The 21676-nt window shown below is 55.3% G+C and carries 20 protein-coding genes; all 20 read right to left on the minus strand.

Annotation, left to right across the window (positions count from 1 at the left end; all coding sequences use genetic code 11):
• Positions 1-43: 43 nt before the first annotated feature.
• Positions 44-997 carry a ribose-phosphate diphosphokinase gene (locus FPZ45_RS14620; protein ID WP_144703117.1) on the minus strand — a complete coding sequence of 318 codons (954 nt, stop codon included), beginning with the start codon at positions 995-997 and terminating at the stop codon, positions 44-46.
• Positions 998-1091: 94 nt separating this feature from the next.
• On the minus strand, positions 1092-1895 hold the full coding sequence (gene hisJ / locus FPZ45_RS14625; RefSeq protein WP_144703229.1) for a histidinol-phosphatase HisJ: 804 nt from the start codon (positions 1893-1895) through the stop codon (positions 1092-1094).
• Positions 1896-1928: 33 nt separating this feature from the next.
• Positions 1929-2600 (minus strand): bifunctional phosphoribosyl-AMP cyclohydrolase/phosphoribosyl-ATP diphosphatase HisIE, encoded by a 672-nt coding sequence (gene hisIE / locus FPZ45_RS14630; protein ID WP_144703120.1) that lies wholly within the window; start codon positions 2598-2600, stop codon positions 1929-1931.
• Positions 2597-3355 (minus strand): imidazole glycerol phosphate synthase subunit HisF, encoded by a 759-nt coding sequence (gene hisF, locus FPZ45_RS14635; protein WP_144703123.1) that lies wholly within the window; start codon positions 3353-3355, stop codon positions 2597-2599. The genes hisIE and hisF overlap by 4 nt, the downstream gene beginning before the upstream one ends.
• Before the next feature lie 262 nt (positions 3356-3617).
• The gene (gene hisA, locus FPZ45_RS14640) at positions 3618-4388 is read right to left on the minus strand and encodes a phosphoribosylformimino-5-aminoimidazole carboxamide ribotide isomerase (RefSeq protein WP_144703126.1); all 771 of its coding nucleotides are present in this window, start codon (positions 4386-4388) and stop codon (positions 3618-3620) included.
• 98 nt (positions 4389-4486) lie between these two features.
• Positions 4487-5101 carry an imidazole glycerol phosphate synthase subunit HisH gene (hisH, locus tag FPZ45_RS14645; RefSeq protein ID WP_144703129.1) on the minus strand — a complete coding sequence of 205 codons (615 nt, stop codon included), beginning with the start codon at positions 5099-5101 and terminating at the stop codon, positions 4487-4489.
• Positions 5102-5707 (minus strand): imidazoleglycerol-phosphate dehydratase HisB, encoded by a 606-nt coding sequence (gene hisB, locus FPZ45_RS14650; protein WP_144703132.1) that lies wholly within the window; start codon positions 5705-5707, stop codon positions 5102-5104.
• A complete protein-coding gene (gene hisD, locus FPZ45_RS14655; RefSeq protein WP_144703135.1) occupies positions 5704-6993 on the minus strand; it encodes a histidinol dehydrogenase in 1290 nt (429 codons plus the stop codon). The genes hisB and hisD overlap by 4 nt, the downstream gene beginning before the upstream one ends.
• A gap of 25 nt (positions 6994-7018) precedes the next feature.
• Positions 7019-7627, minus strand: a complete 609-nt coding sequence (gene hisG, locus FPZ45_RS14660; protein ID WP_246120458.1) for an ATP phosphoribosyltransferase — start codon at positions 7625-7627, stop codon at positions 7019-7021.
• A 26-nt stretch (positions 7628-7653) separates the two neighbouring features.
• The gene (locus tag FPZ45_RS14665) at positions 7654-8874 is read right to left on the minus strand and encodes an ATP phosphoribosyltransferase regulatory subunit (RefSeq protein ID WP_144703141.1); all 1221 of its coding nucleotides are present in this window, start codon (positions 8872-8874) and stop codon (positions 7654-7656) included.
• Positions 8875-9062: 188 nt separating this feature from the next.
• Entirely contained in the window at positions 9063-10961 is a 1899-nt protein-coding gene (locus FPZ45_RS14670; protein WP_144703144.1) for an FAD-dependent oxidoreductase, read from the minus strand.
• A 2-nt stretch (positions 10962-10963) separates the two neighbouring features.
• Positions 10964-11473, minus strand: a complete 510-nt coding sequence (locus FPZ45_RS14675) for an acyltransferase (RefSeq protein WP_144703147.1) — start codon at positions 11471-11473, stop codon at positions 10964-10966.
• A 2-nt stretch (positions 11474-11475) separates the two neighbouring features.
• Positions 11476-12144 (minus strand): pyrophosphatase PpaX, encoded by a 669-nt coding sequence (ppaX, locus tag FPZ45_RS14680; protein WP_144703150.1) that lies wholly within the window; start codon positions 12142-12144, stop codon positions 11476-11478.
• Positions 12107-13105, minus strand: a complete 999-nt coding sequence (lgt, locus tag FPZ45_RS14685) for a prolipoprotein diacylglyceryl transferase (protein WP_144703153.1) — start codon at positions 13103-13105, stop codon at positions 12107-12109. Before lgt ends, ppaX begins: the two co-directional genes overlap by 38 nt.
• Before the next feature lie 16 nt (positions 13106-13121).
• A complete protein-coding gene (hprK, locus tag FPZ45_RS14690; RefSeq protein WP_144703156.1) occupies positions 13122-14054 on the minus strand; it encodes an HPr(Ser) kinase/phosphatase in 933 nt (310 codons plus the stop codon).
• 139 nt (positions 14055-14193) lie between these two features.
• A complete protein-coding gene (locus FPZ45_RS14695) occupies positions 14194-15315 on the minus strand; it encodes an ABC transporter ATP-binding protein (protein ID WP_144703159.1) in 1122 nt (373 codons plus the stop codon).
• 91 nt (positions 15316-15406) lie between these two features.
• The gene (locus tag FPZ45_RS14700; RefSeq protein WP_144703162.1) at positions 15407-16498 is read right to left on the minus strand and encodes a PucR family transcriptional regulator; all 1092 of its coding nucleotides are present in this window, start codon (positions 16496-16498) and stop codon (positions 15407-15409) included.
• Between the two features lie 73 nt (positions 16499-16571).
• The gene (locus FPZ45_RS14705) at positions 16572-17522 is read right to left on the minus strand and encodes an MraY family glycosyltransferase (RefSeq protein WP_144703165.1); all 951 of its coding nucleotides are present in this window, start codon (positions 17520-17522) and stop codon (positions 16572-16574) included.
• An 80-nt stretch (positions 17523-17602) separates the two neighbouring features.
• The gene (locus tag FPZ45_RS14710) at positions 17603-19228 is read right to left on the minus strand and encodes an extracellular solute-binding protein (RefSeq protein ID WP_144703168.1); all 1626 of its coding nucleotides are present in this window, start codon (positions 19226-19228) and stop codon (positions 17603-17605) included.
• 40 nt (positions 19229-19268) lie between these two features.
• Positions 19269-21605, minus strand: a complete 2337-nt coding sequence (locus tag FPZ45_RS14715; protein ID WP_246120457.1) for a helix-turn-helix domain-containing protein — start codon at positions 21603-21605, stop codon at positions 19269-19271.
• Between the last annotated feature and the right edge of the window lie 71 nt (positions 21606-21676).

Below are 21676 nucleotides of genomic sequence, written 5' to 3' on the forward strand. Positions count from 1 at the left end.
CAAACAGCATTCGTTAATGGCTCTTATCGGCAAGAAAGGATTTCTACACACCTTTCGTCTTGAACAGCGTGCTGATCGAGCCGCCTTCCATAATGATGCGGGTTGCTTCCGCAAGCATAGGAGCGACAGAGATCACATTAAATCGGGACGAACGTTCTTCCGGCAGCAGAATGGAGTCGGTCACGACAACTTCCTTGATGCTCGGGTGATCCAGGCGTTGCAGGGCAGGTCCGGAGAACAACGGATGCGTCGCGCACACGTAAGGATCTTCGGCTCCGCGTTCCTTCAAGCCCTCTACGACATTTACGATCGTCGTGCCGGTATCGATCATATCCTCGATAATGATCGGCGTGTACCCTTTGACGTCTCCAATGACGTGAGTGATCACGGATTCGTTATGCGCAGGGCGCTTCTTGATCATGATGGCAAAGGAGCAATCCAATTGGTTCGCCAGCTTCTCAGCCGTCGAAGCTCGTCCCGCGTCCGGGGATACGACAACCGGATTGCGGATATTTTGCGATTTCAAATAATCGCTGATGAGATCCAGCGCAGTAAGATGGTCTACCGGAATATCGAAGAATCCTTGGATAGCCGGGGCATGCAGATCAATCGTTACGATCCGATGCGCGCCGACCGTCGTCAGAACGTCGGCAACCATTTTCGCCGAGATCGGTTCGCGCGGAGCGGCTTTCCGTTCTTGCCGGGCATATCCGTAGTACGGAAGCACGACGTTGATCGTACGCGCCGAAGCTCTCTTGGCCGCATCGATCATGACCAGCAATTCAACGAAATAATCGTTGATCGGATGAGATAAAGACTGAACTAGGAATACGTCGCAGTTGCGAATCGTTTCCTCGTAGTGAACATAGACCTCGCCGCTCTTGAACCGGGAAAGTTTGATCTTCCCAAGCGGCAATCCGAGATTATCGGCGATCTTGTTGGCGAGTAGCGGATTGGATGATCCCGAAAAAATGCGAAGCTTACTGCTGCTGTACATGTGCCCCTCCATATTTAGCTTATCGACACGCAATTTGTCGAAAACCGTCAGTCAACCTATCGTCAACCTCATTATACATGAGTTCGGCCAAATTTTAAAAAGGTTTCAACACCCGTTTACGCCCTTCAAAGGTCGCAATATGCGAGTATCCGGCATTTTTCAGCATCGTTTGCGCATCTTGCCCTTTTTGTCCGACTTTGTCGGGGTGATGGGCGTCCGAACCATAAGTTACCGGTATGCCATAGGCATTGGCCCGTTCCAAAATGCTTAACGACGGATACATCTCTTTGCAAGGCGCATAATAACCCGCCGAATTGAGTTCGAATGCCAGATCGTGTTTCTTGACGGCTTGCAGAGCCGCGTCCTCCAAGGGGGTTACGTCTTCCTCCGGCTTGCCGGAAAACCGCTTGATCGCGTCGATATGACCGATGTAGTCGTAAAAACCTGTAGCGGCGGCTTTGCGGATCGCATCGAAATATTGTTCGAATACGTCCACGATGCGCCTGCCTTCCCACCGATGCACTTGGCGGAAATCCGTTACGTCCCACGTTCCCAGAAAATGGACCGAACCGATGACGTAGTCCCATGGATATCCGTTTACGATTTTCTCGATCTTTTCCTCGCAGCCTTCGATATAGTCTCCCTCGAGACCGACGCGAACCTCGATGCGGCCTTTGTATTTCTCCTTCAGGCTTAAGCACTCTTCAACGTAACGCGGAAGCTCGTCCATCGGCATCGCGGAGTCGGGATTCTCCTCGTGGGAGATATGAAGCAGCGGCATATGATCGGACAACCCGATCTGCTCCATGCCTTTATCGATCGCGCTTAGGATGTATTCCTCCAACGTTCCGACCGCGTGTCCGCAACGATAGTTATGCGTATGGTAATCGATCGGCATGCCCTTATATTGGGCCGTCGTCATAGCTGTCACCTAATCTTTCTTAACCGGCTTCCGATGCCGGAATTCCAATTCCTGAAGCACGCCGTCGAACGGAATGCCTTGCTCGCGCAGCAATACCATCAAGTGGAAAATGAGGTCGGCGGACTCGCAGCGAAGCTCGTCCTGGTCGCGGTTCTTGGCGGCGATGATCACTTCCGCAGTTTCTTCCCCGACCTTCTTGAGGATCTTGTCTAGACCTTTCTCGAACAAATACGTCGTATACGCGCCCTCCGGACGTTCGGCATCTCTCTGCGCGATCGTTTCCTCGAGACGGCTGAGCGGACCGAAACGGTCTTCCTTCGAAGCTTGTTCGTTCGCCGTTCCCGATCCTTCCCGGTAGAAACAGCTGTAAGCTCCCGTATGGCAAGCCGGTCCCTTCTGCTTAACTTTCACGAGAAGCGTATCGCCGTCGCAATCGTAATGCAGGGATACGATCTGCTGCGTATGGCCGCTGGTAGCGCCTTTGTTCCACAATTCTCCTCTGGAACGGCTCCAGAACCAGGTTTGGCCGCTTTCGAGCGACTTCGCCAGCGATTCCTTGTTCATGTAGGCAAGCATAAGCACTTCTTTGCTTAACGCGTCCTGCACGACAGCCGGCACAAGTCCGTTCGAGTCCCATTTGATCTGTTCCTGCAATTGCGCGGATTCCGTTTGCTGTGTCATCTTACGTTCACTCCTTTGCCGCGCAATGCGGCTTTGACTTCTTGAACCGATACTTCTTTATAGTGGAAAATGCTCGCCGCCAGCGCAGCGTCCGCTTGCCCTTCCGCGAATACGTCCGCGAAATGCTCCGCGTTGCCCGCGCCGCCGGAAGCGATAACCGGAATGCCGACGCTGCCCGACACCGCCCGCGTCAGGGCGACATCGAAGCCGTCCTTCGTTCCGTCCGCGTCCATGCTCGTCAGCAGCAACTCGCCCGCTCCCCGGCGCTCCGCTTCCTGCGCCCAGGCGATCGCCCGGATGCCCGTCGCGTTGCGTCCGCCGTGGGTGAACACTTCCCACTCGCCCCACTCTTCGTTAAACTTCGCGTCGATCGCCACCACGATACACTGCGCTCCGAACGTCCGCGAACCGTCCGTAATCAAATCCGGGTTGCGGATCGCCGCCGTATTGATGCCGATTTTGTCCGCTCCCGCGCGAAGCAGCCGCTTCATGTCCTCTACCGCCGAGATTCCTCCGCCTACCGTAAACGGTATCGTTATCTCCCCGGCCGTCCGCCGCACGACATCCACCATCGTCGCCCGGCCTTCCACCGACGCCGAGATGTCCAGAAATACGAGCTCATCCGCGCCTTCGCGGTCATACAGCGCCGCAAGCTCCACCGGATCCCCGGCATCCCGCAAATTCACGAAGTTCACGCCCTTGACGACCCGACCGTCTTTCACGTCGAGGCAAGGTACAATTCGTTTTGCTAACAAGTGTCGTTCCCCCTTTTAGAGGTAGTTCAAAAAGTCCGATTTTGATTACGATGCCATTTCAAGAAGAATAATCGACATCGAATCTTGAATTCCGCCGGATCTTCCGGTACTCACGTAGCCCTACACTTTGCTATCGCTTCCTCATCACCGGTCTTCATCCAACCTTCCCGGATGCATGGGCGAGCAGTTCGCCGTAGGCGAACGACCAGCCTCGGTACTGAAAATCGAACTTTTTGAACACGCTCTCTTACCGCATTGTCCTTTATCGCGGCGACCGCGACGGATCGCAATAGGCCACAACTTCGCTATATGGAAGAGTCCCGCCGAAAATATCGAGAGCGCTGCCGATCGTAATGTCCAACTTGCCGCGCGTTAACTCGCGGAATCGCTCCAAATCCGCGATCGATCGCGCGCCGCCTGCATAAGTGGCCGGAATCGTCGCCCATTCGGAGAGCTGAGCGGCCAACTTCTCTTGGACGCCCTCCCGCTTCCCTTCAACGTCGACCGCGTGGATCAGGAACTCGTCGCAGTAGCTTTCGAGCTCTCGGACATTGGCTTCGTTTACTTCCAGATCGCTAAACTTCGTCCACTGGTTTGTCACCACGTACCATTTGCCATCCCGTTCTTTGCAACTGAGGTCAAGTACAAGTCGCTCCCGGCCAACCTCCGATACGATTCGCCGCAAGTTGTCCATCTGCAGGCGACCGTCCCGGAAAACGTAAGAAGTGACGATGACGTGCGAAGCCCCTTCGCTTAAGTAGGCTGCCGCGTTATCCGCCGTGATGCCTCCGCCGATCTGCAAGCCGCCGGGATATGCCCTTAGCGCGGACAGCGCAGCCTCCCGGTTGCCGTCGCCGAGCATAATAATATGCCCGCCGGTTAACCCGTCTTGTTTATATAGCGAAGCATAGTAGTCCGCCCCCCGTTCGGAGACGAAATTCTCCACGACCTTCGAGGCGTCCGCTTGAAGCGTTTCCCCGACGATCTGCTTCACCTTGCCTTGGTGAATATCGATACAAGGTCTGAACTTCAAATCTCTCAGTCCTTTGTGAAGGTAGTTCAAAAAGTCCGATTTTGATCACGAAGGAATTTCAAGAAGCGGGTTCGACATCGAACTTTTTGAACACTCATTTATAGTAGTTTTCTTACCGTCATATCCGTGAATTTGCGGAGTAGCGTCATGCCCAGATCGCCGCTTTTCTCCGGGTGGAATTGCATCCCGAACACGGAGCCGCGGCCCACGATGGCGGTTACCGGCTGATGATAGTCCGTTACGGCCAGCAAATCCGATTTCAGTTCGGGCAGCACATGGTAGGAATGGACGAAATAGACATGTCCGGGCTTGACGCCCTCGAAAAGCGGGCTCGCCTGAGTGAAAGTCAATTCGTTCCACCCCATATGCGGGATTTTATAGTCTCCTTGAAAACGAACGACACGGCCCGGGAGCAGATTCAAGCCCCCGTGAACTCCATGTTCCTCGCTCTCCGTAAATAACAACTGCATGCCCAGACAAATGCCGAGAAGCGGCTTCCCCGAAGCCGCAAACGCCTTCACCGTATCCGCAAGGCCGGTTTCCCGCAGGTTCGCCATCGCGTCCCCGAATGCGCCTACGCCGGGCAGAATCGCGCCGTCCGCCGCGAGAATCGTCCCCGGATCGGAAGTTACGACCGCTTCGCAGCCGATTCTCTCTACGGCTTTGCTGACGCTGTGAAGGTTCCCCATGCCGTAGTCGATAATGGCGATCACTTATAACACTCCTTTGGTCGAAGGAACGCCCTTCACGCGAGGGTCGATCGAAGTCGCTTCGTCAAGCGCGCGTCCGAGCGCCTTGAACACGGCCTCGATCATGTGATGCGTATTGCGCCCATAGTGGACGATAACGTGCAGTGTAATGCGCGCTTCGAGCGCCAGCTTCCATAGGAACTCATGCACCAATTCCACCGTGAAGCTGCCGACGTTCGCCGCCGGGAATTCCCCGCGAAGCTCGAAGTGCGGTCGGTTGCTGATATCGATGACGACTTGCGCGAGCGCTTCGTCCATCGGCACGAACACGCTGGCATAACGTTTAATGCCCGCCTTGTCGCCCAGCGCTTCGCGGAGCGTCTGGCCCAAGCAAATGCCGATATCCTCGACCGTATGGTGATCGTCGATGTCCACGTCCCCGCGGGCTTCGACCTTCAGATCGAATTGCCCGTGCTTCGCGAACAGGTCCAGCATATGGTTCAGGAACGGAACGTCCGTCTCGATCGACACCTCGCCGGTTCCATCTACGCCTAAGGACAACTGAATGTCCGTCTCGTTCGTCTTGCGGGATACGGCCGATGCGCGGCCTCCCTGTACTTGTTCGCTCACTTCGTTTCCCTGCCTTCCAGTCGGATTTCCAACGCGCGGGCGTGTCCTTCGAGCCCTTCATGGCGGGCCAGCGTCGCGATCCCTGCGGCGTCTCTGTACAGTGCTTGCTTGCTGTATCGGATCAAACTCGATTTCTTCAGGAAATCGTCCACGTTCAGCGGAGAGGAGAATCTTGCGGTTCCGTTCGTCGGCAGAATGTGGTTCGGTCCGGCATAATAATCCCCGACCGGCTCCGAGCTATAAGGCCCAAGGAAGATCGCGCCCGCCGTCTCGATGCGTCCGAGCAGGTCAAGCGGGTCCTCCGTCATCACTTCCAGATGCTCCGGAGCGAGCTTGTTCACGACGTCCAGCCCCTCGTCCAGGCTGTCCACGACCAGGATCGCCCCGTACTGCTCAAGCGAGCTCCGGGCGATCTCGACCCGCGGCAGCGTCGCCACTTGCCGCTCAAGCTCCGACGCGACCGCGTCGGCAAGCTTCTGCGACGGCGTCACGAGCACCGCCGACGCCATCTCGTCGTGCTCCGCTTGCGACAGCATATCCGCGGCCACGTACCGCGGATCCGCGCTGTCGTCCGCCAGCACGACAATCTCGCTCGGGCCCGCGATGCTATCGATGTCGACCGCGCCGTATACGGCGCGTTTCGCCAGCGCCACGTAGATGTTGCCGGGCCCGCAAATCTTATCGACGGCAGGAATGCTCGCCGTCCCGTACGCGAGCGCGGCGACCGCCTGCGCTCCCCCGACCCGGTACATCTCCGTCACGCCCGCCTCCGCGGCCGCAACGAGGATATAAGGGTCGATGCCTTCCCGGCCGCCGGTCGCCGGAGGCGTCACCAGCACGATCTCCGGTACGCCGGCTACTTTGGCCGGAAGCACGTTCATCAGCACCGACGACGGATAAGCCGCCTTGCCCCCAGGCACGTACAATCCGACGCGCCGCAGCGGGCGAATCGCCATGCCGAGCATCGTGCCGTCCGGGGCGACGTCCATCCACGAGCCGCGCTTCTGCTTCTCGTGGAAAGCCGTAATATTCGCCGCGGCTTGTCTCAGCGCTACGAGAAACTCCGGCTCCACATGAGCGTAAGCGCCTTGAATCTCCTCGTCCGTTACGCGCAACTGCTCCGGCTTTAACGTCACCTTATCATGCATGGCCGTATACCGCAGAAGCGCTGCATCGCCTTCCTTGCGAACAGCATCCACGATTTCTTTCACCGCCGCGTTCTGCTCCGGGGAACCGTATTCGTTTTCCCGCTCCAGCCGAAAATCGGCCGCTTTACCCATATACATCCTGGCCCCTCCTATCCCTTTCCACTTACACCGAAGCCCCGATCACTGTTCCCAATCGGTCGCACAGTTCTTGGATCGCCGAGTTCTTCAGCCTGTAGCTTACGCGGTTAGCGATCAGCCGGCTCGTGACCTGGAACAGCGTCTCCATCTCCACCAAGCCGTTCTCCTTTAACGTCTGCCCGGTTTCCACCATATCGACGATGCGGTCCGCCAAGCCGATCAGAGGCGCCAACTCGATCGAGCCGTTCAGCTTGATCACTTCCACTTGCTGGCCTTGCTCGCGGAAATACTGCGAAGCCACGTTCGCGTACTTCGAAGCCACGCGCGGATGAATGACCGGCTTCCAATCCGGCAGCCCGATCACCGACATCCGGCATTTCGCAATGCCGAGGTCCAGCAGCTCGTAGACATCCTTGTTTTCCTCCATGAGCACGTCCTTGCCCACGATTCCGATATCCGCGACTCCGTATTCGACATAAGTCGGTACGTCAACCGGCTTGGCCATGATGAACTCCATGTTCGCTTGCGGCACCGGAATGATCAGCTTCCGGGAATCGTCGAAATCCTCCGGAATCGGCAGTCCCGCTTGGCGGAACAGCTTGCTTGCCTGTTTATAGATACGCCCCTTGGGCATCGCGACCTTTAATACGCCGTTATCCGTCACGCCAATCCCCCCTCTTCCGCGCCGATCCATACGACGTCGCGATAGGTGTGGCCTTTATAGACCAAAGCGCCCGTTCCATTCTGCCGTCTAGCGGCTAGCAGTTCGGCATCGTCCGGGGGATAGGCGACGACAATGACCGATTCGCCCTTCTCCCGTCTGCCGACGGCCTGCTCCAGCGCCTCTCTGCGCGACGAAGTACCGTACACGATCAACGTCCGTCCCGGTACCTCTTCCGCGTCCTCCACGACTTCGAGAATACGCGTCGTCTTGATCGCGAATCCCGTCGCGTGGGCCGGCCTGCCGAACTGGCCCAGCAAATTGTCGTACCTGCCTCCGCTGCACACGGGGAATCCCAAGCGGGAAGCATAGCCTTCGAACGTCATACCCGTATAATAAGAGAAATCCCCGATCATCGTCAGATCGATCAGCACATGCTCCCGAATGCCGTAAGCTTCAAGCACATCCCATACTTCGCACAGGTGCTTGATCGCAGCTCGGGCGCCTTCGTTCTTGCTTAGTTTCAGCGCCTGGTCGCATACTTCCTGCCCGCCGCGAAGACGAAGAATCTCTTCCAGTTCCCGTTTCCACTCGTCGCCAAGCGACAACTTGCGAATCATGTCGCGGTATCCGACGTAATCCCGCTGAAGCAGACAATCTTTCAACGCCTCTTGCTCGCTCTCCAAACCGGGCAGCGTCTCTTCGAACAATCCGTTCAAGAAGCCCACATGCCCCATCGCGATCTTGAATTCCGGCACTCCGGCGGCCTTCAAGGAAGCGACGGCAAGCGCGATCACTTCCGCGTCCGCCTCGGGAGACGCATCCCCGACAAGCTCTACGCCCGTTTGATAGAACTCCGCGTCCCGGCCGCCCTCTTCCTCGAACGCGCGGAACACGTTGCCGTGATAGCTGAGGCGTATCGGAAACGGTTCGTCTTTAAGCAAGGACCCGACGACGCGGGCGATCGGTCCCGTCATATCCGAGCGCAGCACGATCGTCGTACCCCGCTGATTCAGCATTTTAAAAAGCTTCTGGTCGGAGGTGGTGCTTGCTACCCCTACCGTATCGTAATATTCGATTGTCGGCGTAATAATCTGCTCGTAACCCCACAGGCGCATGCACTCCAGCACGCTGCGCTCGATGCGGCGGAGCTTGGCGACCGCGTGCGGCAAATAATCCTTCACGCCGGTCGGTTTCTCGAACACTTTCGGTTTCGACATCGTTGCTCGCCCTCGTTTCTATCCCACAATTGCTTTATCACACTAAAGTGCTACCAATTTACCATACTGCCAAACTGAAGAAGTTAGTCGTATATTACCACGCGGTTTCCGCGCAGTCAATCCCGCTATAGCTTCGGTGGATATCGAAAACCGCCCGATGACTTCCAGGTCATCGAGCGGCTTTTCCCTTAATCGAATGTTACGCCGACTCCGTATTCCATCACGTCGCGAACGATCATGAACGTATCCCCGTTCGTCAGGCTGTTCCGGTTCGCAAAACCGTCGATCGTTTCCTTACGAATCCAGCCCCGCTCCATGAGCGCCTGAACGGCGGTTTTCTTGTCGTCGGAAATTCCCCCGGACAGAGCGATCGTATACGCCGCCTGATCCAGATCAAGCGGGCCGTCCGACGACGATCCTCCGATAAATTCGGAAGTAAGCGTCTGGGCGAACGCTTCCGGATATCTTTTCTGAACGATACGGATTTGGCTGGCGAACCTTTTCGGATTCGAAGCTTCGTCCAGATCCCAACCGTCGTTCGAGTACCCGCCGATCGTGAGGAATAAGCTCGTCGCCGCGAGCAAGCCCTTATAATCTTTATGTTTCGCGTATGCCGGAGTCGGGAAGCTCCGCATCGTAAGATCCATCCCCTGCTTCGTCAGCCGGTGCCGGAGCTCGGCGATCCCGTCTTTCGACTTGGAGAGATCGCGCAGCGTAACGCCACGGTCCAGCGCCAGCTTCACTGCCGCGCCCGCCGCTTGTCCCGTCGCCATCCCCAGCGGAATGACCCGGGCGCTGCCGTGAGGCAGCGTGTCGAAGCTCGCAGAGCGGCCGACGACGAGCAAGCCGTCCACCTGAAGCGGAACAAGGCAGCGGAAAGGAACGCCGTACTGCTCCGGAACTAACATAATCGATCCCTTGTTGTTCGCGTTCAAGCTTTGAATATCGACTTCATAAGATCCGTAGGCGATCGCGTCCCAATGATCACGATTCGCCATCAGATCGGCCATCGTTAGCCGATATTCGCCTTGAATATGCCGTGTCTCCCTCACGTACAGCTCCGGGGCCGTACCCGCGAACTCCACGTTGCGGAATTCCTTGAACTTCTTTTTCAGAAAATCGACGATGAGCGGCGCTTCTTTCTCCCCGATCCTCATACCTTCTTTAAGCGACTCGGGATCAAGCGGATCGATACCATAGATCTGCATGGAATTGATCAGAACCGTATCGCCGTCTTCCCGGCCGATATTCAAGCTGCGGATTTTAACCCTGGAAGGATCGGACGAGACGTATTCTCTCGCATCCTGGTAACCCCAGATGCTCCGATTATCGAAGCCCGTATTTTTATGCTGCTTCAACCCGTGCCATACCTTGCCGGTCACCCCGCTGAGCTTGAACACGAGCGTTACTGCCATCTGAGCGTCTGGCTCCCCGATATCCTCGCGCCCAAGCGTATACGGCACCCCGGCCGCGGCGGCGATGTCCGCATCTTGCGTCGCATCGATGATCGCCTTGGATCGAACGCGGATCTCTTCGCCGTTCTCCTTAACTAGATCCATTCCGACGACGCGGTTACCCTCCGTCAACGGCTCCATTGTCCGAACCCTCATCAGAAGATCGATATTCGGCTCTGCGGATACCATCCGATAGAACAAATTCGCCGCGTGATTGACGTCGAAGGATGTGCCTCTGATTCCGTTATACCATTCCTGGAACAGTCCCTTATCTAGATACACGGGATTGTTCCAAAATCGATACGACACCGGGGCCTTATTCAGATCGAGCGAATTCAGCCATCCGAGCGTCATTAGGCCGCCAAGGATCGGACGGTCCCGATCTTCGGTCAGAAGCACCTTCAGGCCGTTGCGAGCCGCGGAGACCGCCGCCATAATGCCTTCGGGGTCCGTTCCGGCCACGATCACGTCGTATTCGCTCGCGATATGGCTCGCGGAGACCACGGGATCCAGCGGTTCTTGAAAAGATTTATAGGAAGACTCGTTCAACCGGTTCTGGTAAGTGAAACAAAGGAGCAGCGGAACGAGCAGCAAATAACCGACGATTTTGCATATGCGTTTCCATCCGGGCATTCTTAATTTCTCTCCTCGTCCAAACCGTTGCCTGTAACGCCTAGCTCCCGCAAGGGATTTCCCCCGACGCGGGCGCCGGGCGCCACATCTTTATGGACAACCGCGCCGGCCGCGATCACGGCCCCGTCTCCGATCGTCACGCCGGGAAGAACCGTTACGTTCGCCCCGATCATGACGTTCGAGCCGATGCGAATGTCCCCCAAACGGTATTCCTTGATTAAATATTCATGCGTCAATAATGTCGAATTATAGCCTATGATCGAATTGTCGCCTACGGAGATCCGTTCGGGGAAAAAGACGTCGACCATCACCATGAGCGCAAACGCCGTATGACGTCCTACCTTCATGCCGAGGACACGTCTGTAAATCCAATTTTTTACGGGCAGTATCGGACAATAACGGGCGAGCTGGATAAAAACGAAATTCCGTACCGATTTCACCCGCGACACCGTACGATAGACTTGCCAAAGCGCATTCGGCCCTTCAACCGGATACCGCTCAACGTTTCTCAACCTTAAGCACCCTCATTTCCGATCCCGCACAAAGCCGGCAGCTCACTCATCCGCTGCAGGATGTGAGCAGCCCCGACGTCAAGCAGCGCCTGTTCCCCTTTCAAGGACCAGGCCACGCCGACAGGAACGGCTCCCGCCGCTATCGCCGATTCGATGTCCATGGAACTGTCTCCCACCATCAGCGTCTTGGACGGCTCCGCGCCAAGCGCTTCGATCGCTTTGGCCACCGGCTCCGGATGCGGCTTCGCATGTTCGACGTCGTCCAGGCTCACGATTGTGTCCATAAACGAATAGACTTCCAGAAGCTTCAGCGCCCGAAGCGTCGTTTCGCGTTTCTTGGTCGTCACGATCCCCATGCGCACGCCTGCGCCGCGCAGCTCCTCCAACGTCTCGCGAACTTCTGGGAACAGGGACACCATCTCGTCATGCTTTATCAGATTGTATTCCCGATAAGCATGTACGAGAGAAGCGACATCCTTTCTCCCTGAGAACAATTCCATCTGAAGCGTCAGCGGCATCCCCATCAGCGGAATGATCTGTTCCCTTCCGAAGCCTTCCGGGACGGAGCCGCGGAGCGCATGCATGTGCGATTGGATGATCAATTCATTCGTATCGATGATAGTGCCGTCCAGATCAAACAGGACGGTCGTGATTTTCTTCCGTTGTGTCATTCTGGGTGCTCTCCGTTTCTTCTCGCGCCTCGCCGGCTGGTTTTCCGGTTTTCACGTTGATCAGCGGATCGTTGTATTTCTCCTTGGCCAAGCCGAGTTGCCGACGCACGACAATCAGGACGATACCGGCAATAACGATCAGAATGGCTAACAACTGCGATACGCGGATGTTGCCTTCCGCCGGATTCAGATAGCCTTGTTCGAACAACGCTGTCATCGGCGACCAAAGCGCGTTCAGGAGCGATTCGAGCCAAGCCGGTCCCTTAAAGGCCAAGCTATCCGTCCGGAGCGCTTCGATGAAGAAGCGACCGATCGAATACCAGATAAAATAGATAAAGAACAATTCGCCCGCGCGAAGGAAGTTCCGGCGTCTGATCACGAACAGGACGACAAGTCCGACCAAACTCCACAACGACTCGTACAGGAACGTCGGGTGATGGTAGACCCCTTCGACGTTCATTTGATTCACGATAAAAGACGGTATATGAAGCGTATCGCTCAGGAACGATCTTTCGACTTCCCCGCCATACGCTTCCTGATTCACGAAATTTCCCCAACGGCCGATCATCTGACCGACCAGCAAGGATGGCGCGCAAATATCGACGATGCGCCAGAAGGTGAACCCTTTGGCTCGAATATAGAAAAATCCGCACAACAGCGCGCCAATCAGCGCACCGTAGATGGCGATCCCGCCATTCCAGATCTGTATGATTTCGCCAGGATGATTTTTGTAGTAACCCCACTTAAATGCCACGTAATACAAGCGGGCTACAATGATGGACGAAGGAACGCCGTAAAGCATCAAATCCAGGAAAAAATCAGGGTTGATCCCAAAGCGCTTGCCTTCTTGCACAGCGATCAGCAGCCCTACCAAAGCGGCGGTGCCCAGAATGATGCCGTACCAGTGTACGTCCAGAGGGCCGATCGAGAACGCGATCGGATTCAGCAGCATGGTAAACATCGTTTTCCTCCAATGATTATTCGTAGTCGTCCTCAGAGATGGCTTCGGTCAGCTTGTTCGTGAATTGCAACGCCGCGTTGTAGCCCATGTTTTTCAAGCGATAATTCATTGCCGCGACCTCCAGGATAACCGCGAGGTTTCGCCCGGGCCGAACCGGTACCGTAAGCAACGGAACTTCCGTCTCGATGATTTTCGTCTTTTCCTCATCAAGACCGAGACGGTCGTACTGCTTATCCTGCTGCCAATTTTCCAGGCGGACGACCAGACTGATGCTTGTCTGATTTTTGACAGCGCCGGCTCCGAATAACGTCATGACGTTCAGAATGCCGAGGCCGCGAATCTCTAGCAAGTGGCGAATCAGATCGGGCGCCGTTCCGAACAGATGATTGTCGGCCGTCTGGCGGATTTCTACGGCATCATCCGCGATCAAGCGGTGGCCGCGTTTGACGAGCTCGAGCGCGGTTTCGCTTTTGCCGATACCGCTGCCTCCCGTAATCAGCATGCCTACGCCGTATACGTCGACGAGTACGCCATGAATCGTCGCGGAAGGGGCCAACTTCTTCTCCAGAAAGTTCGTTATACGACTGAGAAGAATCGTCGTCGCTACCGAGCTGCGAAGCACCGGAAAATTCCGTTCGTTGGCAATCTCGATGAGCTCCGTCGGTATTTCCAATCCCCGCGTAATAATGACGCAAGGCGTCTCCTCGTGGCAAAGCCTTCCCATTCGGTCGCGCCGTTCTTCCGTCGTTAAAGTCTCCAGGAAGGCCAGTTCCGTACGGCCCAGCATTTGTGCCCGTTCCATTGGATAATAATTGAAATAACCGGCCATCTCAAGGCCGGGGCGATTTAAGTCGTCCGTTACGATTGTACGTCGCAATCCGTCTTCGCCGGCGACAATTTCGAGGTGAAATTGCTGCACGAGCTCGGATACTCTCACTTTTTTGGCCATCGTACAGCTCCTTTCCTGATTTCCCCTATTTATCGTATCGAAAATAAACCGACAAAGCAATTTATACTTTAGCAAAGCCGGCCGCAGACGGCAAAAAACCGCCCGGCTTTGGCCGGACGGTTTCCGCTTTAAGCGTATATTAGTTCTCGAACACGTTCAGTTCCGTGTCTTTGTCGAAAATGTGGACTTTGTTCATGTCGATCGCGAGCTTAATGTTTTGGTTCTCGCGAAGGCCGGAGCGTCCGTCAACGCGAGCGATGACGTTATCTTTACCCAGACCGTTCAGGTACAGGTATTGCTCGTGACCCAAGTTCTCGGCAACCTCGATTGTCGCGTTAACGACTGTGTTCGGGGAAGCTTCGATGAACACTGGCTCTTCGTGAAGATCTTCAGGGCGAATGCCGAGAATGATTTCGCGGCCGATATAACCTTTGGCGCGTAGCACTTTCGCTTTGCCTTCAGTGACTTCAACGTTAAAGCCTGTAGCGCGGAAACGAACGGCGCCGCCTTCTTCAACCAGTTGGCCCGTAATGAAGTTCATCGCCGGAGCTCCGATGAAGCCTGCAACGAACAGGTTGATCGGGTGGTTGTAAAGAACGTCAGGCGTAGCAGCCTGTTGAATGAAGCCGTCTTTCATAACGACGATACGGTCGCCCATCGTCATTGCTTCTGTTTGGTCATGGGTTACGTAGATGCAAGTCGTTTCCAGACGTTTCATCAGCTTGGAGATGTTCGCGCGCATTTGCGTACGCAGCTTAGCATCCAAGTTCGAGAGCGGTTCGTCCATCAGGAACACTTGAGGTTCGCGAACGATTGCGCGGCCCAGTGCGACCCGTTGACGTTGACCACCGGAGAGAGCTTTCGGTTTACGATCGAGCAAGTGCTCGATTTCGAGCGTGCGAGCTGCCTCGCGTACGCGGCGATCGATTTCGTCCTTGCGGAATTTACGCAATTTCAAACCGAATGCCATGTTTTGATAAACGTTCATATGAGGGTACAAAGCGTACGATTGGAACACCATTGCGATGTCGCGATCTTTCGGCGCAACGTCGTTTACGACACGGTCGCCGATGTACAGTTTGCCTTCGGAAATTTCTTCAAGACCTGCGATCATACGCAGAGTGGTCGACTTACCGCAACCGGAAGGACCTACGAGAACCAGAAATTCTTTGTCCTGGATATCCAGGTTAAAGTCCGTAACCGATGCTTTGTCGGAACCCGGATATTTTTTGTACACGCTTTCTAAACGTACGCCTGCCATAATACATTTCCCCCTAAACTTCGTTTGAAGGTACTCCCTAATCTTACCTTAGAGCCGGGCCAAATGACTATGCACAAAGCGTACAAAAAATTCATTTCCTTTTCGTGACTTTGTACAATAGCAATAAGATCCGCACCAATACCGCGTCGTTGAACGAGCGGACGTCGAGTCCCGCTTCGTGTTTGATTTTGTCTAATCGGTACAGGAGCGTGTTGCGGTGAATGAACAATTTTTTGGCCGTTTCGCTGACGTTGCAATCCATGGAGAAGAACGCGTCGAGCGTCGCGACCGTCTCCGAATCGGTGAACAGATCCGGTCGGCCCATCATTTCCTCGACGAACCGCGATCTGACCGTCTCCGGAATGCCGCTTAACAATCTCTCCAGATGAACGAGCCAAGGCAGATGGATCTGCATGCCGACATGGAACTTGCGGCCAAGGAAGATCGTCTCTCTGAGCGTGGCCACAATGCGCACGGCGTTCTCCGACGGAACGATCGGCTCGCCTACGGCGATATGGCATTCCCCGCCCCATTCGCTCGTGATCAGCTCGTGCAATCCTTCAGTTAGCGAGGCAAGCAGTTCCTTCGTTTCTTCGTGGCCCAGCATCTCGTCTCCGTCCGAGTCAGCTTCCGTCAGAATGCCGTCGCTGCTCAGCACCAGCCATTCATGCTCGCGCAAAGGAATCAGCAGCGTATCGTCGGCAAGGAAGGTACGTATCGTTTTCTCCAGTTCGCCGTACGAAGGCTCTTTATCCTCCAGTTGCTCACATAATAGAAGAAACGGGACCATTCCGTCGAACAAACGGTTTCTAAGCTCCATTCGGTCGGGAACCTCGGCTCGCCATTCTCCGGCGGTAACCGACTGCTGAATCCATTCCCCGAGACGTCTGGCTTGGCGCTCCAGATCGGACGCTCCGGATGAAGGCCGAACGGAGTTCTGTTTCACCGCCCAACCCAACAGCTCTGCTTCGAGGGGCGATAAAGTTCCGTCAATGTCTATGCACTCCAGCTCCGAGCCTTGCACTCGGGTGACAACCACGCATTTGTCGGGTGTTTGAAGGATTTGCCCGGCTTCGGGGTGTTTCTTTCCGCCTTGCCGCACCCACTCCGCTTCCGTGAGAACTTTGGTAACGACGGACGTATTTAGAAGTTGCCCTAATTGCTGCAGCCTGGTTTTATTCATCGTTGAAGCCCCTTGTCGGCGAGATTGCGATATATGCGTCATTGTACCACAATTGCCGCATTTAAGGGGACATTCAGCGCAGTGCAAGCAGGACGACGATGGATAACAGCGATAACACGGCGGCGATGAGATACAGGAAGGAAACCGTCTGCACCTGCGTCAGCCCCCACCTCATCAAACTATGATGAGTATGCAGATTGTCCGCCCGATGCAACCCTTTGCCTTCGATCAGCCTTCGCGAAAAAACAAATATCGTATCCAAGATTGGAACCCCGAGCGCAAGCATCGGCACGGACAGCGATAGAAGCGTGGCGCCCTTCAACGTTCCTTCGATCGCCGTAACTGCGAGCGTGTATCCCAGGAATGTCGCCCCCGCATCTCCCATGAAGATTCGAGCCGGGTAGAAATTATAAGCGAGGAAAGCCAGGCATGACCCTGCCAGCGCTACCGCGACTAATGCAGTCCCCGCATGAGCGGACAGAAGCGAAGCTACAAACAGCGTCAAAGACGAGATCACGCACACGCCGGAAGCCAATCCATCGATCCCGTCGATAAAGTTTAGCATGTTGATCAAGGCGAATATCCACAGAATCGTGAAAAGTGCGGACGCGAAAGGGGAAAACAAAATCATTGCGGACGATGATGGCGAAGAGATGCCTTGAATCGCGATGCCTTGCCAGACCGGAATGCAAGCAACTCCGATGTAGGCGATCAGGCGTGGCCACACTGGAAATTCGCGCCCTTTGGCTTTGAAGCCGTCGTCGACCAAGCCGATCGCGACCAGCACCAAGCCGCCGACGAGCAAAGCTTGGAACAACGGAGAACGACCGCCCATGAACAACCAGGTAACAGTCATCGCCCCGACGAATATGACGACTCCGCCGGATAGCGGGACGGCCTTCTCATGAATCTTCCGTTTGGAAGGACGGTCGACGAAGCCGAATCGAATCGCCAGTCGGCGCGAGAGCGGAACGAGTATCATCACGATCAAAAAAGATAACGCCAGCGCATACAGATAATTCATCGGCGGTCCTCCCACCATCGGTATGCACTCAATTTTCCCCCGAGCTAAGTGCTTCTATCCGTTGCTGCGAATATCCATCCCTAACGAAACCCGTTCCGCTTCAGCGCTTTCTCTTGAAGCGCAATGGCTCGTTCGACGCCGAGCGCGCGAAGGTCCGCGACGCAATCGTCGTAGCTGTCCAACGGTTCAATGCCGAGGATGATCTTCAGCGACATCTCTTCGACCAACGTTTCGACGTCTTGCATTATCGCCGACAACTCGGCGCTTTCCCACTCTTCCATAGGCACCCGGGGGAGCATATGCAGGCGGGCGTCGGTTCCGGACCACAGCTCCACTGCCCGCTTCTGTTCCGGAAGATTATAATACTGCTCTACATACCGGACGTCCTGGACGAAGGGCCCGAAATAACTGGCGCGGGTGTACATCGCCAGCGCTTGCGAAGGAGCCAGCTTATCGGAATTGTTCAGAATGAGATCGGTGTAGGTCGGATAACCGTCTTTTATCATATAACTCTGGCCCTCGATCCCGAAGTTGAACAAGAGATGCCCTTCTTCGCTATAACCGTAATCGAGCATCCTGGCTGCGGCTTCCACGTTGGGGCTTTTCGCGGAAATCGCGACTCCCCCGGTTCCGACATAGTCGAAGCTGCGCTGTCCGAACTTCGGACGTTCGCCCTTTTTCAGGACCGGATATGGAGCAGGCGCGAGTCTCGCATTCGGTTCTTTCGTCTGCAAGAATGGCTGCCATGTGCCGATTCCCGCCCCCGCGTTCCAGACGCTGGCTCCGCTCCTGCCCGTGAGGATACTGGCATCCATCGTCTTCGTATCCACGGTCGCGATATTTCGATCAATCAGCCCCTCGGAGTACCACTGTCTGAACAAGCCCAGGAATGACTTATAGCCCGGTTCCAGTGCACCGTATTTTACGCGGCCTTCGTCTTGGTAAAATCCGATCGAGACGCCGAATGCGCCTACGAATGCCCCGCCTCCCAATCCGAATAGCGGCTGGGGAACACCCAGGAACGTCAGCGGCGCGTCGACGCCTTTCCGCTCCTTAAACGCTTTAAGAACCGTATGCCATTCATCGATCGTCTCCGGTACGGGAAGGCCGAGTTCGTCCAGCCAGTCCTGGCGGAGTATTGGCCCTTGGTACGTCAGCAATTTATCGTCGCCCCGGATAAAAGGGAATACGTAATAATTCCCAGAGCCGGTCTTGACCTGTTTGTCGATTTCCGGGTGCTCCCGCAAATACCGGCTTAAATTCGGGGCGTAGCGTTCGATGACTTCGTTCAGCCGCAATATATAACCGTCGGCGATCGCTTTGTCCGGCCCGCCGGGAAAAGTATCCCACTCGAACTCCATCATGTCGGGCAATTCGCCGGAAGCCAGCAATACGTTCAACGTTTCCCGCCCCTGATTCGCCGGAGGCTGAATGAATTTCAATTCCGTCCCCGTTTTTCTCTGCCATTCCCGGAAGAAAGGCACTTGCTGAAAATGTGGCACGATGCTTGCAGCGTTACCATTTAACTCTGCCCAGTATGTCAGCTTTTTCCCGCCACTGGCTTCCGGTGCCTGCGTTCCGGGCGCGAAGGCGTCGGAACCGACCACCCCCTCGTTGGAACTGGAACAAGAACCGAGCAGCAGCAAGAAGACGGCAACGATGATCAGCCGCTGGGCGGATACCGTCCGTATGGTTATTCCCCTCATGACAGACTCCTTCCAAGATGAATCGTACTTGTTCTAGCGATCAGCCCATCTCCTTGAATTTGCCCGGCGTAATCCCCTCGTATTTCTTGAAGACGCGAATGAAAGTCGCGGCTTCGTTGTAGCCGACCCTCTTGGCGATATCCGAGATCGGATCGCGGGAGCTCCGGATGATTCGTTTCGCCCGATCGATTCGGAATTTATTGATGTAATCCAGCAGACCTTCGCCGGTCTCGTTCCGGAACAGCTTGGACAAATAGCTTCCCTTCAATTCGAAGCGTTCGCCTAGTGAATTCACGCTCAGGTTCGCGTCGTCGTAATATTCCTCGATATGACGAATGACGCTTTCGGCAAGATGCCGTAGGGATTCGGCGCGCTCTTGCGAGACGTTGCTTTCCCGCTTGGCCGCGGCGAACGCGCATACTTCTTTGAGCAGAACGATCAATTCATGCCGCATTTCCTGGATCGTATCGCAGGCGATAATTCTATCCATCCAAAGCGGGTTTCCTCCAAACACGCTGCTCTCCCCGTCCCCAATCTCGTTGATCGATTTCACCATCGTTCCCGCGAGATTAAAAATCAGGCATTTGGCGAGCGTCAGCGTCACGACCGGTTTATTGAAGTTCCGCTCCATGATATCGTTCATCGCCCGGGAAGCTTCGGCGAAATCGCCGGCTTTGATCCAATTAATGACTTGTTGCTCCAATTGAAGTGGATAGTAATAACCGAAGTGCAAATCCCCGTCGTTGTCGATGCGGATGTCTTCGTACGTAATGATCTCTTGCTTGCCGAGAACCATTTTGTACTCCATGGCGTCCACCGCTTCCCGGTAAGCCTCGGCGACTCCAGCGAACGATTCGTGAACGCCTCCGATCGAGATCGTCAGGTCCAGTCGGAACTGCTGCAGGAAACGCTGGGCTTCCGATGCGATCGAGCGGAGATCCTCCATGTATCCGGACAGGGAGCCGCTCGCAAGGTTCACCAGGCAAACCGGCATATCGTCGATCTCCGCCACGTAACCGGCATGCTGACGGCGTTCCGTTAATTCTTCCACGACATTCGTAATGATGAATTGGGCAAGCTTCCTCCGCTCGGCCTCGTCGCTCCCCGGCAAGATCGAGGAAAGGTTGCCGTCGTTCTCCACGACGAACAGAATGACCGCGAATCGATCGGAAATCAGCTTCATGTCGAACGACTTGAATACTTCGCCATAAGGAACGAGAGGATCCGTCCTTCCTTTCAATAGGCGGTTCAACATGTTGGAGCGCAGCGTGTGCTGATGCAGTTGAAGCTGCAAAGCCATTCGCTCTTTCTCGTTCCACGTCTGGGAGATGGCCCTTTGAATAAAGTTAAGCTCGTTGCCGTCGGTCCGGTATCCGCCCGAGCCTTTGTCCGAGAGCGATTGGACGAGCTGTTGAATCGGCGAGTAGTTTCTTCGCACGAAAAACCAAGTCAGCACCATCGCCCCGATCATACTGATCGCGATACTGGCATACGTAAATCTGCGGACGTATTCAGCCTTCTCCCAGAAGACGTTGCTCGGAATGACCAACGCATATTTCAGATCGGAGACGGATGAAGAGATCGTAAACAACTCGAAATCATCCGCCTCCATCGTCCCTCCGTCGGACAAACTGCGGATCACCCGCTCCCGATCGAAAGAATCCGGCAAATTCGATAACAACACTTCGTTGTCTTTGGTCAGAACCAGCACCTGTCCCCCGCTGAATCCGGATATGCTTTCGATCGCCTCCTGGAAGCGCGATAGATCCGCCATGACGACTACCGTCCCCGTCTCCCTACCGTTTAGGTCCTTAGGCAAATGCGTTAAGTAGGCGATGGAGGTTTTCGGAGCTAGCGCATCCTTATGAGGAAGCAGTAGAAAACTGTTGCTGGGCGTGTTCCGAAGTGTGCCGATCCACTGGTCGTAGCTGATTTCTCCCGTGGCATGGATCGTATTGTAAGCGATTTCTTTTCCGCGCACATTACCAGACCTGAGCACTCCGCCCTCCTGCTCCCATATCACGTAAAATTCGTCGATGGAAGCGTACGAGGTTTGGTAGGTCAACAATTCCTTCACCAACTGGTAAGCCGTGTACTGGGCGTCACCGGACGTTTTCGTAGAATACATCAGGTTTTGCAGCTTGGTATTCCAAGTAATCTCGGTATTCAGTCTCTTCATGAGATCGATTTGAGTATCAATCGTGTACCGCGCCTGCTTTAACAGGGAGTCGTTGGCGCGATGAATTTCGCTCCGCAGCGCGTCGCTGGACTGCGAATAAATAATCAGGCTGATCGCCCATGGCACGAACAGGACGACGCTATAGGACACGATCCAGGTGAACAAGACGCTTTTGCGTTTCCGCCATAGATTTTTCAATCGGATCTCCTCGCCTCCCTTGTTGCTCCCTATTATATCTTTCCGCCCGGCCATTGGACATATTGAAAAAG

The sequence above is a fragment of the Cohnella terricola genome, from assembly GCF_007786475.1.
Lineage (GTDB): Bacteria > Bacillota > Bacilli > Paenibacillales > Paenibacillaceae > Cohnella > Cohnella terricola.